Origin of the sequence: Streptomyces hiroshimensis (assembly GCF_014650335.1) — a bacterium.
Classification (GTDB): Bacteria; Actinomycetota; Actinomycetes; order Streptomycetales; family Streptomycetaceae; genus Streptomyces; species Streptomyces hiroshimensis.
The window spans coordinates 201487-216647 of record NZ_BMUT01000002.1 but is presented as its reverse complement, the minus strand read 5'-3'; the positions used below and the strand labels follow the sequence as shown (position 1 = coordinate 216647).

The following is a 15161-nucleotide window of genomic DNA, read 5'->3' as shown; positions in this document are numbered from 1 at the left end:
GGCGGAGCATGTTCGAGACTGTCCTTGTCGCCAACCGCGGCGAGATCGCCGTACGGGTCATCCGCACGCTGCGCGCGCTCGGCATCCGCTCGGTCGCCGTCTTCAGCGACGCGGATGCGCAGGCACGGCACGTCCGCGAAGCCGACACCGCCGTGCGGATCGGCCCTGCGGCCGCCGCGGAGAGCTATCTGTCGATACCGCGCCTGCTGGAGGCGGCCGCCCGCACCGGCGCCCAGGCCGTCCACCCCGGCTACGGCTTCCTCGCCGAGAACGCCGCCTTCGCCCGCGCCTGCGCCGGTGCCGGGCTCGCCTTCATCGGCCCGCCGGCCGGGGCCATCGAGCTGATGGGCGACAAGATCCGGGCCAAGGAGACGGTGCAGGCCGCGGGCGTGCCCGTGGTGCCCGGCTCCTCCGGCAGCGGTCTGACCGACGCCGAGCTCGAGGCCGCCGCCCTCGGCATCGGCATGCCCGTGCTGCTCAAGCCCTCCGCGGGCGGCGGCGGCAAGGGCATGCGCCTCGTGCGCGACGCCGCCCTGCTCGGCGAGGAGATCGCCGCCGCCCGGCGCGAGGCCCGCGGTTCCTTCGGCGACGACACCCTGCTCGTCGAGCGCTGGATCGACCGCCCCCGCCACATCGAGATCCAGGTCCTGGCCGACGGCCACGGCCAGGTGATCCACCTGGGCGAGCGCGAGTGCTCCCTGCAGCGCCGCCACCAGAAGATCATCGAGGAGGCGCCCTCGCCGTTCCTCGACGAGGCCACGCGCGCCGCGATGGGCGAGGCGGCGGTCCAGGCGGCGCGCTCCTGCGGCTATGCGGGCGCGGGCACGGTCGAGTTCATCGTGCCGGGCGACGACCCCGCCTCGTACTACTTCATGGAGATGAACACCCGCCTCCAGGTCGAGCACCCCGTCACCGAGATGATCACCGGCCTGGATCTGGTCGAGTGGCAGGTGCGCGTCGCCGCCGGCGAGCGGCTGGGGATCTCCCAGGATCAGGTGGCCCTCCGCGGCCACGCCGTGGAGGCCCGCATCTGCGCCGAGACCGCGCGCGTGAGCGCCGACGGCGGCCGGGTCGACTTCCTGCCGTCCGCGGGCACGGTGCGGCTGCTGCGCGAGCCCGCGGGCGAGGGCGTCCGCGTCGACTCGGGCCTGTCGGAGGGCACGGACGTCGGCACGTCCTACGACCCCATGCTCGCCAAGGTCATCGCCCACGGCCCCGACCGGGAGACGGCGCTGCGGCGCCTGCGGGCCGCCCTCGCGGGCACGGTCGTCCTGGGCGTCGACACCAACGCGGGCTTCCTGCGGCGGCTGCTGGCGCATCCGGACGTGGTGGCGGGCGCGCTGGACACGGGCCTGGTGGACCGGGATGCGGTCGCGCTGGTGGAGCGGGAGGTGCCGGCCGAGGCTTACGCGGCAGCGGCACTGCTGCGCCAGCAGGAGCTGGAGCCCGTGTCCCACGGCTGGGTGGACCCGTTCTCAGTCCCCTCGGGCTGGCGCCTGGGCGGCGAACCGGCGTGGACGCCGCACCACCTGCGCGTGCCGGGCCACGAGCCGGTGACGGTCCGGGTGCGCGGCACCGCGCGGCACGCGCAGGTCGTCGCGGACACCCCCGCGCCCGCCGCGGGCGGCGGGCAGCCCCCGGCCTCGGGCGGCACCGCGGACACAGCGCCGCCCGAGGCGGCCCAGGTCTCCGCCGGGCTGGCAGCCGCCGGGCCCGGCACGGCCGGCGGCGCGCAGCCGGTGCCGCACCCGGGGGCCGGCGCCGGAGGCGACATCACCCTCCACTACGACGGTGTCACCCGGCGCTTCACCGCCGTCACCGGCCCGGAGGGCACATGGCTCGGCCGTGACGGCGACGCCTGGCACCTGCGCGCCCACGACCCCGTCGGGGCCGCGGGCGGCGGCGCGGGAGCCGGCGGCGTGGACACCCTCACCGCCCCCATGCCCGGCACCGTCACCGTCGTCAAGGCGAGCGTGGGCGAGTTCGTCAGCGCCGGGCAGAGCCTGCTCGTGGTGGAGGCGATGAAGATGGAGCACGTCATCTCCGCCCCGCACGACGGCACCGTCTCCGAGCTCGACGTGACGGCCGGCGCCACCGTCGCCATGGACCAGGTGCTGGCCGTCGTCACGCCGGCCGCTCCCGCGGAGGAATCATGATCAGCGGACTGCCCATGGCCGTGCCGGAGCCCGGCCTCCCCTCCCGCGTCCGGATCCACGAAGTGGGCCCGCGCGACGGCCTGCAGAACGAGAAGACGGTCGTCCCCGTCGAGGTGAAGGCGGAGTTCATCCGCCGCCTCGCCGCGGCGGGCCTGTCCACCGTGGAGGCCACGAGCTTCGTGCACCCCAAGTGGGTGCCGCAGCTCGCGGACGCCGAGCAGCTGATGCCCCTGCTGGAGGGCGTGGACGCCCGTCTGCCCGTCCTCGTGCCGAACGCCCGCGGCCTGCAGCGCGCCCTCGCCCTCGGCGCCCGCGAGGTCGCCGTCTTCGGCAGTGCCACCGAGTCGTTCGCCAAGGCGAACCTCAACCGCACGGTCGACGAGTCGCTGGAGATGTTCGCCCCGGTCGTGGCCGAGGCCCGCGAGGCCGGCCTGGCGGTCCGCGGCTATCTGTCCATGTGTTTCGGCGACCCCTGGGAGGGCGCCGTCCCGCTGGAGCAGGTCGTCCGGGTGGCCGGCCGCCTGCTCGACCTCGGCTGCGACGAGCTGAGCCTGGGCGACACGATCGGCGTGGCCACGCCCGGCCATGTCACCGCCCTGCTGACCGCCCTGAACGAGGCGGGCGTGGAGACCGGCCGGCTGGCCGTGCACTTCCACGACACCTACGGCCAGGCCCTGTCCAACACGCTGGCCGCCCTGCGGCACGGCGTCGCCACCGTCGACGCCTCCGCCGGCGGCCTCGGCGGCTGTCCGTACGCGAAGAGCGCCACGGGCAATCTCGCCACCGAAGACCTTCTCTGGATGCTCGCCGGCCTCGGTATCGACACCGGGGTCGATCTCGGCCTGCTCACCGCGACGAGCGCGTGGATGGCCGAGCAGCTGGGGCGGCCCAGCCCGTCCCGTACCGTCCGCGCCCTCTCCCAACAGGAGTCCTGAGCCATGCCGCTGGACCACCGCCTCACCCCCGAGCACGAGGAACTCCGCCGCACCGTGGAGGAGTTCGCCCACGACGTGGTCGCACCCAAGATCGGCGACTTCTACGAGCGCCATGAGTTCCCGTACGAGATCGTGCGGGAGATGGGCCGCATGGGCCTCTTCGGGCTGCCCTTCCCCGAGGAGTACGGCGGCATGGGCGGCGACTACCTCGCCCTCGGCCTGGCCCTGGAGGAGCTGGCCCGGGTCGACTCCTCGGTGGCCATCACCCTGGAGGCCGGGGTCTCGCTGGGCGCCATGCCCATCTACCGCTTCGGCACCGAGGAGCAGAAGCGCACCTGGCTGCCGAAGATGTGCTCCGGAGAGGTCCTGGGCGCCTTCGGCCTGACCGAGCCCGAGTGCGGCTCGGACGCCGGCGGCACGCGCACGACCGCCCGGCTGGACGAGGCCACCGGCGAGTGGGTGATCAACGGCACCAAGTGCTTCATCACCAACTCCGGCACGGACATCACGGGCCTGGTCACGGTCACCGCCGTCACCGGCCGCACGCCGGAGGGCAAGCCGCTGATCTCCTCGATCATCGTGCCCTCGGGCACGCCCGGCTTCACCGTCGCCGCCCCGTACTCCAAGGTCGGCTGGAACGCCTCGGACACCCGCGAGCTGTCCTTCTCGGACGTGCGCGTCCCCAAGGCCAACCTCGTGGGCGAGGAGGGCCGCGGCTACGCCCAGTTCCTGCGGATACTGGACGAGGGCCGCATCGCGATCTCGGCGCTGGCCACGGGTCTGGCGCAGGGTTGCCTGGACGAGTCGGTGAAGTACGCCAAGGAGCGGCAGGCGTTCGGCCGGCCGATCGGCGCGAACCAGGCCATCCAGTTCAAGCTCGCCGACATGGAGATGCGGGCGCACACGGCGCGCCTCGCGTGGCGCGACGCCGCGTCCCGGCTGGTGCACGGCGAGCCGTTCAAGAAGGAGGCCGCCCTGGCCAAGCTGTACTCGTCGGAGATCGCGGTGACCAACGCCCGCGAGGCCACGCAGATCCACGGCGGCTACGGCTTCATGAACGAGTACCCCGTGGCCCGCATGTGGCGCGACTCCAAGATCCTGGAGATCGGCGAGGGCACGAGTGAGGTCCAGCGCATGCTGATCGCCCGCGAACTGGGGTTCGCGGGCTGACAAACCGGGCGGCCCCGCCGGTGCCCCGTGCGGGGGGCCTCACGCCGGTTCGGCACCGCCGGAATCCGCCGCTGGGGTTGCGCACCGCTGCGGCGGATTGAAGAGTGCGGCCCTGCACTCTTCACACCGGGGCCCGCCCCTGAATCCGCCGCAGCGGCGATCAGCCCCCGCGGCGGATTCCGGCGGCGCCGGGCCCACCGCACTCCCTGCGCAGAGCCCCGTGCCCCGGTCACGGCGCAGGCCACGCCACCTGCGGCGAGCGGTAGTGCGCGATGCCGAGCGCGTCCCACCGCGGCCCCTGCGCCGCAAGGCGCACCCGGTAGGACGCCCAGTCGTGCGTGGCCCGCGGGGACCAGCCGAGTTCGGCGATGCCCGCCAGCCGGGGGAACGCCATGTACTCCAGCTGCGCGCTCGTGGTGATCGTCTCCGTCCACAGCGGCGCCTCGACGCCGGCCACGGCCTCGGCAGGCGCGCCCTCCAGGTAGCCGCCGGGGTCCCAGTCGTAGGACTGCCGCACCTCGACCAGCCCCGCCCACTGCAGGCCCAGCGGCGTGTCCTTGGTGTACTTCATGTCCAGGTACGCCCGGTCGGCGGGCGAGAGGATCAGGCCCGCGCCCGCCCGCGCCGCGGAGACGACCTGGTCCCGTTCGGCGGCCCCGGTCCGCCCGTACCCCCAGTACTGCAGGAGCGCGCCCGGCGCCGGCCGCGCCCCGGCCAGCTGGTGCCAGCCGATGACCGTCTTGCCGTGCCGGGCGACGACGGGCTGCACGCGCTCCATGAAGGCCGCGTAGTCGGCATGGCCGGTGGAGTGCGCCTCGTCGCCGCCGATGTGCAGGTAGGGGCCGGGAGTGAGCGCGGCGAGCTCGCCGATGACGTCCTCCACGAAGTCGTACGTGTCCTGCTTCGCCACGCACAGCGAGCTGAAGCCGACTTCGGTGCCCGTATAGAGGGGACGGGCGACGCCGTCGCAGTTGAGCCGGGCGTACGAGGCGAGCGCCGCGTTGGTGTGGCCCGGCATGTCGATCTCGGGCACCACCGTGAGGTAGCGGCTCGCGGCGTGGCGGACGATCTCGCGGTAGTCGTCCTGGCTGTAGAAGCCGCCCGCGCCGCCGCCCACCTGTGTGCTGCCGCCGTGCCCGGCCAGCCGCGGCCAGGAGCGGACGGCGATGCGCCAGCCCTGGTCGTCGGAGAGGTGCAGGTGCAGAGCGTTGTACTTGTAGAGGGCGAGCTGGTCGATGTACCGCTTCACCTGGTCCACGGTGAAGAAGTGCCGGGCGACGTCGAGCATGGCGCCGCGGTATCCGTAGCGAGGGGCGTCGGTGACGACGCCGCCCGCCACGGTCCAGGGGCCGGGCTGCCGCTCGGTGCGCTCGGCGCGGGCAGGGAGCAGCTGGCGCAGGGTCTGGACGCCGTGGAAGAGCCCGGCGCCCTCCCGGGCGGAGATCGTCACGGCGTGGGCGGTAACGGACAGCCGGTACCCCTCGCCGCCCTCGTCCCCTTTCCCGGCGTCCCCGGTGTCCCCGGTGTCCCCGGTGTCCTCGTCGAGCACCAGCCGGATGCCGGGGCCGTCCGTCCCGCCGGGCAGGACCGGCAGCCGGTAGCCCGTCGAGGGGCGCAGCAGCCCGGCCAGGTAGCCGCCGATCCGCGCCGCCTCCGGGTTGCCGGGCGGCACCCGGACGACGGTGCGGGAAGTGATCTCGTACGGCTCGCCGCCGGGCCGGACGGACGCGGGGGCGGGCACGATGCGGTCGAGCGGGGCGGGGGCGGCCTCCGCGGACCGGGCCGGGACGGCCGTGCCGGCGGCGGTGAGGAGCAGCAGGGCGAGGCCGGTCGTCGCCAGACGCCTCACGTTCCTGCACCCGGGGCTCATGCGTCTCAAGAGGAAGTCCCTTCAGCGTGCTGCTCACGGGAATTCGCGCATACGAACGACCGCTTGGGTAGCGCCGGCCCCGGCGGGCGTCAAGGTCCGGGGCAAGATCCGGGGAAGATCCGGGTCGAGGTCCACGCCCTCCCGAGCGTACGTCCCTGAAAGAATCCATCCATGGCTGAGATCCTCCAGAAGGACGGTACGTGGACCTTCGACGGCGACACGATACGGATCGTTCCGGGCCGCGAGCGCGGCGTGCACCTGATGCGCCAGACCCTCGGTGAGCTGGCCGTTCCGCTGCAGGCGGTGGCGGGGATCTCCTACGAGCCGGGCCGCAGGAGCGGCCGTCTGCGGCTGCGGCTGCGCGACGGGGCGGACCCCCTGCTGCATGCCGCGCGGGGCCGGCTGACGGACGGCGCCGACCCGTATCAGCTGACGGTCGAGTCCGACCGCTCGGGCGTCGCCGAGTACTTCGTGGACGAGGTGCGCAACGCCCTTCTCCTGGAGCAGGTCCCGGACGGCCCCTCGGACCGCTTTCTCCTGCCGGGCCCGACGCTGCCGCTGTCGGTGAGCGCCGGGGACGGCACGGTGACGTTCGACGGCGAGCGGGTCCGCCTGGAGTGGAACTGGATGACCGAGGAGGGCAAGAAGTCCGCCGGTCCGCAGTCGCTCGCCCTCGCGGAGATCCGCTCGGTGGAGTGGCTGCCCTCCGTCGGCCTGAAGAACGGATACCTCCGTTTCGTGATCCTCAGGGAGCCGACCAAGGCCCCGCCCAAGCACGACCCCCACGCGATCGAACTGCTCGGTTTCAAGAAGGACCTGCTGATGGCGGTCGTCGCCGCCGCCGTCGTCGCCCGGCTGCCGCACCCGTCCGGCGCCGGCGCACCGAGCGCGCCTATCGCGTCAAGCGCACCGCTCGCGCTCACCAAGGCCCCGGCCGCCCCCGGCGCACCCGCCCTCGACGCCACTTCCGATTCCGATCATGACGCCCTGCTGCGGCGGCTGCGGGAGCTGGGCGAACTGCACCGGGCCGGGATCTTGACCGAGGACGAATTCACCGCGGCAAAACAGGCCGTACTGAAGCGTTTCTAGTCGATTCCGGCACCCGATCCACCCACGCTTGCCCGATATCGGGCAGGATTCTTGCGATTGTCGCCGCCACCCCTCAGTATCGACGGGTGCTCGAACGCCGTATGAATCATGACGACCTGGTGGATCACCTGGTGCGCAGCACGCCGCTTCAGCGCGGCGAGGCCGCCCGGGTGGTCCTGGACGTCCTGGCGTACTTCGACGAGACGACCGAGGTCTTCGTCCGCCGCCGTCACCGCGAGCTGCAGTCCGGCGGACTGCGCAACGCGGAGATCTTCGAGCGGATCTCGGCCGAGCTGCCGCACCGGGCGGTGGCTCCGCCGGAGCTCTCGCTGCGGCAGCTGCGCCGCATCGTCTACGGCTGAGGCAGCGGGGGCGGCGCCGCTACCGCCGCCCCCGCTGCCGGGCACCACTGATCGTTTCTCTGGGAGGGTCACCACTTATGTGCGGAATCGTCGGATATATCGGTAAGCGCGATGTTGCACCGCTGCTGCTGGAGGGTCTGCAGCGGCTGGAGTACCGCGGCTACGACTCCGCCGGCATCGCCCTGCACGGCAAGACCGGTGGCCTGAAGTCCGCCAAGGCCAAGGGTCGCGTCCGCGAGCTGGAGTCCCGCCTGCCCAAGCGCTTCGCGGGCACCACCGGCATCGCGCACACCCGCTGGGCCACCCACGGCGCGCCGAACGACGTCAACGCCCACCCGCACCTGGACGCGGAGGAGAAGGTCGCCGTCGTCCACAACGGCATCATCGACAACGCCTCCGACCTGCGCACCAGGCTGACGGCCGAGGGCTTCGTCTTCGTCTCCGACACCGACACCGAGGTCCTCGCCCACCTCATCGCCCGCTCCGAGGCCGGCACGCTGGAGGAGAAGGTCCGCGAGGCGGTCAAGCACATCGAGGGCACGTACGGCATCGCCGTCCTGCACGCCGACTTCCCGGACCGCATCGTCGTCGCCCGCAACGGCTCCCCCGTGGTCCTGGGCATAGGCGAGAAGGAGATGTTCGTCTCCTCCGACGTCGCCGCCCTGGTCAGCCACACCCGCCAGGTCGTCACCCTCGACGACGGCGAGATGGCCACCCTGCGCGCCGACGACTACCGCACGTACACCACCGAGGGCTCCTCCACCTCGGCCCAGCCGACCACCGTGGAGTGGGAGGCCGAGTCGTACGACATGGGCGGCCACGACACGTACATGCACAAGGAGATCCACGAGCAGGCCGAGGCGGTCGACCGCGCCCTGCGCGGCCGCATCGACGACCGCTTCTCCACCGTGCACCTGGGCGGCCTGAACCTCGACGCCCGCGACGCCCGCGCCGTGCGCCGGGTGAAGATCCTCGGCTGCGGCACCTCGTACCACGCCGGCCAGATCGGCGCCCAGATGATCGAGGAGCTGGCCCGCATCCCCGCCGATGCCGAGCCGGCCTCCGAGTTCCGCTACCGCAACCCGGTCGTGGACCCGGACACCCTCTACATCGCCGTCTCCCAGTCCGGTGAGACCTACGACGTGCTGGCCGCCGTCCAGGAGCTCAAGCGCAAGGGCGCCCGCGTCCTCGGCCTGGTCAACGTGGTCGGCTCCGCGATCGCCCGCGAGACCGACGGTGGCATCTACGTCCACGCCGGCCCCGAGGTCTGCGTCGTCTCCACCAAGTGCTTCACCAACATGGTGGTCTCCTTCGGCCTGCTCGCCCTGCACCTGGGCCGCACCCGCGACCTGTCCGTCGCCGACGGCAAGCGGATCATCGAGGGCCTGCGCAAGCTCCCCGGCCAGATCGAGGAGATCCTGGCGAACGAGGCGCAGATCGAAGAGCTGGCCAAGGAGTACGCCGAGGCCAAGTCGATGATGTTCATCGGCCGCGTCCGGGGCTACCCGGTGGCCCGCGAGGCCTCGCTGAAGCTCAAGGAGGTCTCGTACATCCACGCCGAGGCCTACCCGGCCTCCGAGCTCAAGCACGGCCCGCTGGCCCTGATCGAGCCCGCGATGCCGACCGTCGCGATCGTCCCGAACGACGAGCTGCTGGAGAAGAACCGCGCCGCGCTGGAGGAGATCAAGGCCCGCAGCGGCCGCATCCTCGCCGTCGCGCACCAGGAGCAGGAGAAGGCCGACCACACGATCGTCGTGCCGAAGAACGAGGACGAGCTGGACGCCATCCTCATGGGCATCCCGCTGCAGCTCTTCGCGTACTACACGGCGAAGGCCATGGGCCGCGACATCGACAAGCCGCGCAACCTGGCCAAGTCGGTCACCGTCGAGTAGTCACTCCCGGGCCCGCCGCGGCGGGCCCCCTCGGAGCTCTCTCGTACCTGTCCGCACCTGTCCGCGACAGGTCCGAGAGAAACGGCCTTCCCGCACGTGCCACCACGCGCGCGGGAAGGCCGCTTTCCCATGCGCCGGCATTCGCCCTCGCGCCGGCGGGGGATGCCGCCGCTTCCGGGAACCGTCACCTCCCGTACGGCAGCACGCCATCCGGGCGGTTCCTACCCGCGGTAGCGGCGCGTTCCACCCCCTACGCGCGGGTAGATTCACGGGCCGTCAAGTGGGGGCAGGAGTCATCACCCCTGCAGGGTGGGGGAAGTCGGCTACGGAATGACGACGACGGGCCGCTGGGCCCGGCGGGCCAGCCGACCCGCCACCGAACCGAAGATCCGGCCGACCAGTCCGTGCGTCGAACCGACGACGATCGCATCGGCCGCGTACTCCCGGCCGACCTCCTCCAGTTCATGGCAGATGTCCCCGCCGCGCTCGACGAGGATCCACGGCACCTCCGACAGATGGTCCGCACAGGCCAGTTCCAGGCCGAGGACCTCGGTGCGGTGGTCGGGGACGTCCACGAAGACGGGGGGCTCGCAGCCCGCCCAGACGGTGGTGGGCAGGCGGTTGGCGACATGCACGATGATCAGCCCGGAGCCGGAGCGCCGGGCCATTCCGATTGCATACGCAAGCGCCCGTTCGCTGGACGTGGAGCCGTCGAAGCCCACCACGACGCCGTGCTGGAACGCCGGATCGCAGGAATGGCGTGTTTCTTCCGCCGCTTCGGGGTGCGCCGCGTGATCGGCGACCCGCTTGCGGTCCGCAGGTTCGGAGAATTCGTGACCGGCCATCGGTATCTCGGCGAAGGGTGTCCTCGGGCGGAGGGAGATCGGCGGTTGCTCCCCCGGGGCGGATCTTGAAGGCAAAATCCGTCCGGGATTCATCTTTTCAATCACTTACCCACCAGGGTACGGCGACACTCGCCGCCTGCCCAGAGGCCGACCGGCGACCCGGAGCCCCGGGGTCGCACGAGCGTGGCACGCGGTGCCCGCCCGGGCCGCCGGTGGGTGGGGTGGCGGGCGGGCGTTCCCCGGAGCATGCACGAGGGCGGCGCGTAGCGCAATGCCCCCGCCGCGCTCCGGGTGTACTCCCGATGCGCTCCGCGCAGTGACCGAGGGCCCCGGCACGGCGTTGTACCACCGCCAGCCCGCCGCCAGCAGGGAGCGCTCCGTGCCCGGAACCCGTGACCACGCCCGCGCCGACGCCCCGCCCCAGGACTCCCCCGATCCGGTGAGCGACGTGGTCCGCTGGGCCGCCTTCAGCTGCGTGCTCGTCCCGGTGACCCTGCTGATCTGCGGTCAGTCCTTCGGCGGCGCCGCGGGCACGGCGGCCGGGCTCGTCGCCGTCACCTGCACCTGCCGGGCCCTGCTGCGCCAGTCGGAGCGCAGTGCGGCCAGGGCACTGGCGGAACAGACGATTCCGCACCGCGGCCGGCACGGCCGGACGGGCACGGGAGCGCACCGCGGCGGGCGTCATCCAGGTGGCACCGCGCCGGGAGAATGACACTTTCGCACGCCCGCACCCACCACTTTTCAGCCAACTTCAGTCCGAACCCCATACCTTGGCTTGAGACGCCCCTAACAGCCGGTCGACCAGCAAGGAAAGGACCGCGGAGGGCGGTTGCACCCTACGGGGATTGGGCATGGGCGAGAGGCGTACTTTTCACCGAGGCCTGCAAGTGCAACGCTTCGTGATCGAACGCTTCGCGCCAAGTTGCCATGTCGACATAGAGCCGAGTGGTGAACTGGTCACTGCGTCTCCATCCGACGCAGTAGATTCGATCTTGGCCATGACCGGCGGGGGAACCGTTCAGGACCGAGGGGAAACGTGCAGGACCGAGAGGACTCGACCGCCGAGGGGGGCTTAGCGCCATGAGCCAGGACTCCACGACCGTACCGGAGACCACGCGCAAGCTCTCCGGACGCCGCCGCCGGGAGATCGTCGCAGTGCTGCTATTCAGCGGCGGCCCCATCTTCGAAAGCTCCATTCCGCTCTCCGTGTTCGGCATCGACCGACAGGATGCCGGAGTCCCTCGCTACCGCTTGCTGGTGTGCGCGGGCGAGGATGTGCCATTGCGAACAACCGGCGGTCTTGAATTGACCGCACCGTACGGCCTGGAGGCGCTCTCCCGGGCCGGCACCGTCGTCGTACCGGCCTGGCGGTCGATCACCCAGCCGCCGCCCACCGCCGCACTCGACGCACTGCGCCGTGCCCACGAGGAGGGCGCCCGCATCGTCGGGCTGTGCACCGGGGCCTTCGTACTGGCCGCAGCGGGCCTGCTCGACGGCAGGCCCGCGACCACCCACTGGATGTACGCGCCCACGCTCGCCAAGCGCTATCCGTCGGTCCATGTGGACCCGCGGGAGCTCTTCGTGGACGACGGCGACGTACTGACGTCCGCGGGCACCGCGGCAGGCATCGACCTGTGCCTGCACATCGTCCGCACCGACCACGGCGCCGACGCCGCGGGGGCCCTGGCCCGCCGCCTCGTCGTACCGCCCCGCCGCAGCGGAGGACAGGAGCGCTACCTCGACAGGTCTTTACCGGAGGAGATCGGCGCCGACCCGCTCGCCGAGGTCGTCGCCTGGGCGCTGGAGCACCTCCACGAGCAGTTCGACGTGGAGACGCTCGCCGCCCGCGCGTATATGTCCCGCCGGACCTTCGACCGGCGGTTCCGTTCGCTCACCGGGAGCGCGCCCCTGCAGTGGCTGATCACTCAGCGGGTGCTCCAGGCGCAGCGGCTGCTGGAGACCTCCGACTACTCCGTGGACGAGGTCGCCGGCCGCTGCGGCTTCCGCTCGCCGGTGGCCCTGCGCGGCCACTTCCGCCGGCAGCTGGGGTCCTCCCCGGCCGCCTACCGGGCCGCGTACCGCGCGCGCCGTCCCCAGAACTCGGCCGACCGCCCCGAGCGGGCCGAGCGCGAGGGGCGTACGGAGCGGGAGCGTCCGGACCGGTTCGACCGGCCGGAGCTGGGCGAGCAGCGGACCGGGGAGCCGTCGGTGATGGCGCTCCGGCGGGCGGCCATGGCACCGGCGCATGCCGCGTCCGGGGGCGGCGGCGTGCTCGGCGGTCCGCCGCCGGCGCACGGAGGGCACCAGGGCCACGGCCCGCACGGCACCCACCCGGGCGGGCATAGCGGTGGATACGGGATAAGTGGTGCGGAACCGGGCAAGCCGGAGTCGGACCTCTACTCCCCGCGCCTGCCCGGCCAGCGGGAACGCCCCGTAGGGTGAGGAACATGAACGATCGCATGGTGTGGATCGACTGCGAGATGACCGGGCTCTCGCTGTCGGACGACGCGCTCATCGAGGTGGCCGCCCTGGTGACCGACTCGGAGCTGAACATCCTCGGCGACGGCGTGGACATTGTCGTCCGCCCGCCCGCCGAGGCCCTCGTCACCATGCCCGAGGTGGTGCGCCAGATGCACACGGCCTCCGGGCTGCTCGCGGAGCTGGACAAGGGCACCACCCTCGAGGACGCCGAGCAGCAGGTCCTCGCCTACGTCCGCGAGCACGTCCCGGAGCCGGGCAAGGCCCCGCTGTGCGGAAACTCGGTCGGCACCGACCGCGGTTTCCTCGCGCGGGACATGCCGGCCCTGGAGTCCCACCTGCACTACCGGATCGTCGACGTGTCGTCGGTGAAGGAGCTGGCCCGCCGCTGGTATCCGCGGGCCTACTTCTCCAGCCCGAAGAAGAGCGGCAACCACCGCGCCCTCGCCGACATCCGCGAGTCGATCGCCGAGCTCCGCTACTACCGCGAGGCGATCTTCGTGCCGCAGCCCGGCCCGGACTCCGACACGGCGAAGGCCATCGCGGCCAAGCACGTCCTGCCCGCCAAGACGGTGTGACACAGCTCGCTCCCGGCTCGGCGGAAAGCCGGGAGCGAGCACCCCCGAAGACCCTGTAGACTTCTTCTCGGCCGGTGGGAAACACGCCGGACGAACATGGTGGGTATAGCTCAGCTGGCAGAGCACCTGGTTGTGGTCCAGGATGTCGCGGGTTCAAGTCCCGTTACTCACCCTGACAGAGGGCCCCGGTCCGCGAAAGCGGACCGGGGCCCTTGTCGTATGCCGCCGCATACCGTCGTATGCCGGAGTCGTACGGCGGGCTCGTTTGGGCCGTACGGGGTTTCGTGCGGCGTGTCAGCGGTGTGTCACGCGCCGGCCCTCCGCTCCGCCGCGTGGCGCTCCAGGAACCCCGCCACCGACGGCACGCCGCCGTGGCGGCCGAGCAGCCGGGCCGTGCCGGCGAGCATCGTCCGGATCCGGGTCGAGCGGACCTCGGTCAGCAGGTCCAGCGTGCGCTCCCCCGCGGCCGCCGCCGCGTCCGGCGCCCCGCCCCGGGCGAGGTCACCGGCGAGCTGCGCGGTGAAGAGGGCGGTGTTGCGGGCGAAGTGGGCGTCCTGGAGGCCGACGGCGCGCCGGGCGTGCTCCGCCGCCCGCGCCCAGTCGCCGAGCGCCGACCGGCACTGGGCCTCCAGCCCCTCCAGCTCGGCCTCCCCGAAGAAGCTCATCCACTCGGGGTCGGCGTCGCCCGGCCCGCGGCCGAAGAGCGTCCGGGCCCGTAGCAGGGCGGCCTCGCAGGCGGCCCGGTCGCCGAGCCCGGCCCAGCCGCCGGCCTCCCGCAGGGACAGCAGGGACATCAGCCGCGCGGAGGCCAGCCCCTTCGCGGCGCCCTGCGCGGCCTGCGCCGCACGCACGGCCTCGCGCGGGCGGCCCGCGTCCCGCGCGAGGAAGGCGGTGTTGCAGAAGGCGTGGGCCTCCAGCGCCGCGTCCCCGGCCACCCGGGCCGTCGCCAGCGCCTCGGCGTAGTGGGAGCGGGCGTCCGCGAACCGCCCGGAGTCGTGGGCCAGCCAGCCGACGGAGAGCGAGAGTTCACCGGCGCCCCCCTGCAGCCGCTCGGCGACGGACCGGCGGCGGGTGTCGGCGTCGAGCAGCTCGTAGGCGATCCGCAGCGGGCGGGTGGCGCGCCGGTAGAGGCCGTCGGCGCCGTGCCGGTCGTCCAGCAGCCGGATGCGGCGGACGGCCTGCTCGACCGCGGACGCCTCGGCCTCGCCGGCGCGGCGCGGGCCGCGCGGCGCGGACGCGGCGGGGACGGCGGTGCTCAGGGAGGCCGCGGCCACCGCCGCCGCCGTGCCGCCGGTCATGAACGCGCGACGCAACACGTCGCTCTCCTTGGGCTGCTCGATGCGAAGTTCGGTGCGCTGTTCGGTGCGATGCTCGGCGCGCGCGCCCCGTCCGCGGACCACCTCGCGCGGGACGAAGCCCATGTCCTCCGGCTCGCGGCCGGGGAACATGTGCCGGAACACCCGCTCGTAGGCGTAGTTGGGGCAGCGGATCTCCCCCGACTCGACCCGGCCGATGTAGCGCGCGTCGCACGAGACCTGCTCGCCGATCTCGCGGGCGGCCCGCCGCACGGCCGCCGCGAACTCGGCCGGCGAGCGCGCGCCCCGCAGCTGCCTGAAGACCGTGTTCGGACGGCTGTCCCGGCCGTCCGGGCCACCGGGACCCACCGGTCCGACCGGCTCAACCGGTCCGCCCGGCTCGGCGGGCCCGGAGCGGGGGGACGGGGACACGTGGGACGACACCATGGCCGCACCCTTCTGGCGAGTGACTCCGCCGACTGCGCTCGGCG

The 15161-nt window shown here is 72.9% G+C and carries 12 protein-coding genes and 1 tRNA gene; 10 read left to right on the top strand and 3 right to left on the bottom strand.

All coding sequences use genetic code 11. The features are described 5' to 3' along the window. Positions 1-8 precede the first annotated feature (8 nt). The 3 genes from IE241_RS06345 to IE241_RS06335 are packed head-to-tail and all read left to right on the top strand — an operon-like array spanning position 9 to position 4261. Positions 9-2156 carry an acetyl/propionyl/methylcrotonyl-CoA carboxylase subunit alpha gene (locus tag IE241_RS06345; protein ID WP_190020634.1) on the top strand — a complete coding sequence of 716 codons (2148 nt, stop codon included), beginning with the start codon at positions 9-11 and terminating at the stop codon, positions 2154-2156. After that, positions 2153-3091: a hydroxymethylglutaryl-CoA lyase gene (locus IE241_RS06340; RefSeq protein WP_190020633.1), complete on the top strand. Its 939-nt coding sequence runs from the start codon at positions 2153-2155 to the stop codon at positions 3089-3091. The genes IE241_RS06345 and IE241_RS06340 overlap by 4 nt, the downstream gene beginning before the upstream one ends. Positions 3092-3100: 9 nt before the next feature. Further along, positions 3101-4261 (top strand): acyl-CoA dehydrogenase family protein, encoded by a 1161-nt coding sequence (locus IE241_RS06335; protein WP_190021061.1) that lies wholly within the window; start codon positions 3101-3103, stop codon positions 4259-4261. A gap of 229 nt (positions 4262-4490) precedes the next feature. Here IE241_RS06335 and IE241_RS06330 read toward each other — a convergent pair whose 3' ends face one another. Continuing rightward, complete coding sequence (locus IE241_RS06330; RefSeq protein WP_190021060.1) at positions 4491-6131, bottom strand: beta-N-acetylhexosaminidase; 1641 nt, start codon at positions 6129-6131, stop codon at positions 4491-4493. A gap of 171 nt (positions 6132-6302) precedes the next feature. On the opposite strand from IE241_RS06330, the gene IE241_RS06325 reads away from it, so the two are divergent. The 3 genes from IE241_RS06325 to glmS all read left to right on the top strand — a co-directional run bounded on the left by IE241_RS06325 (position 6303) and on the right by glmS (position 9474). Further along, a complete protein-coding gene (locus IE241_RS06325; protein ID WP_190020632.1) occupies positions 6303-7220 on the top strand; it encodes a DUF4429 domain-containing protein in 918 nt (305 codons plus the stop codon). An 86-nt stretch (positions 7221-7306) separates the two neighbouring features. After that, positions 7307-7582, top strand: coding sequence for a hypothetical protein (locus IE241_RS06320; RefSeq protein WP_190020631.1), 276 nt, complete (start codon positions 7307-7309; stop codon positions 7580-7582). A gap of 77 nt (positions 7583-7659) precedes the next feature. Further along, the gene (gene glmS / locus IE241_RS06315; protein ID WP_190020630.1) at positions 7660-9474 is read left to right on the top strand and encodes a glutamine--fructose-6-phosphate transaminase (isomerizing); all 1815 of its coding nucleotides are present in this window, start codon (positions 7660-7662) and stop codon (positions 9472-9474) included. A 323-nt stretch (positions 9475-9797) separates the two neighbouring features. On the opposite strand, the gene IE241_RS06310 is transcribed toward glmS, so the two are convergent. Next, positions 9798-10319, bottom strand: coding sequence for a universal stress protein (locus tag IE241_RS06310; protein ID WP_058044349.1), 522 nt, complete (start codon positions 10317-10319; stop codon positions 9798-9800). A gap of 379 nt (positions 10320-10698) precedes the next feature. Here IE241_RS06310 and IE241_RS06305 point away from each other — a divergent pair, with 379 nt between their 5' ends. The 4 genes from IE241_RS06305 (at position 10699) to IE241_RS06290 (ending at position 13547) form a co-directional block, all read left to right on the top strand. Continuing rightward, entirely contained in the window at positions 10699-11031 is a 333-nt protein-coding gene (locus IE241_RS06305; protein WP_190020629.1) for a hypothetical protein, read from the top strand. Between the two features lie 368 nt (positions 11032-11399). Continuing rightward, complete coding sequence (locus IE241_RS06300; protein WP_190020628.1) at positions 11400-12761, top strand: helix-turn-helix domain-containing protein; 1362 nt, start codon at positions 11400-11402, stop codon at positions 12759-12761. Between the two features lie 5 nt (positions 12762-12766). After that, a complete protein-coding gene (gene orn / locus IE241_RS06295) occupies positions 12767-13375 on the top strand; it encodes an oligoribonuclease (protein ID WP_190020627.1) in 609 nt (202 codons plus the stop codon). Between the two features lie 99 nt (positions 13376-13474). Continuing rightward, a tRNA-His gene (locus tag IE241_RS06290) sits at positions 13475-13547 on the top strand. A gap of 133 nt (positions 13548-13680) precedes the next feature. Here the strand turns inward: IE241_RS06290 and IE241_RS06285 are convergent. Next, on the bottom strand, positions 13681-15117 hold the full coding sequence (locus IE241_RS06285) for an NsdA family TPR-like regulatory protein (protein WP_229898864.1): 1437 nt from the start codon (positions 15115-15117) through the stop codon (positions 13681-13683). Between the last annotated feature and the right edge of the window lie 44 nt (positions 15118-15161).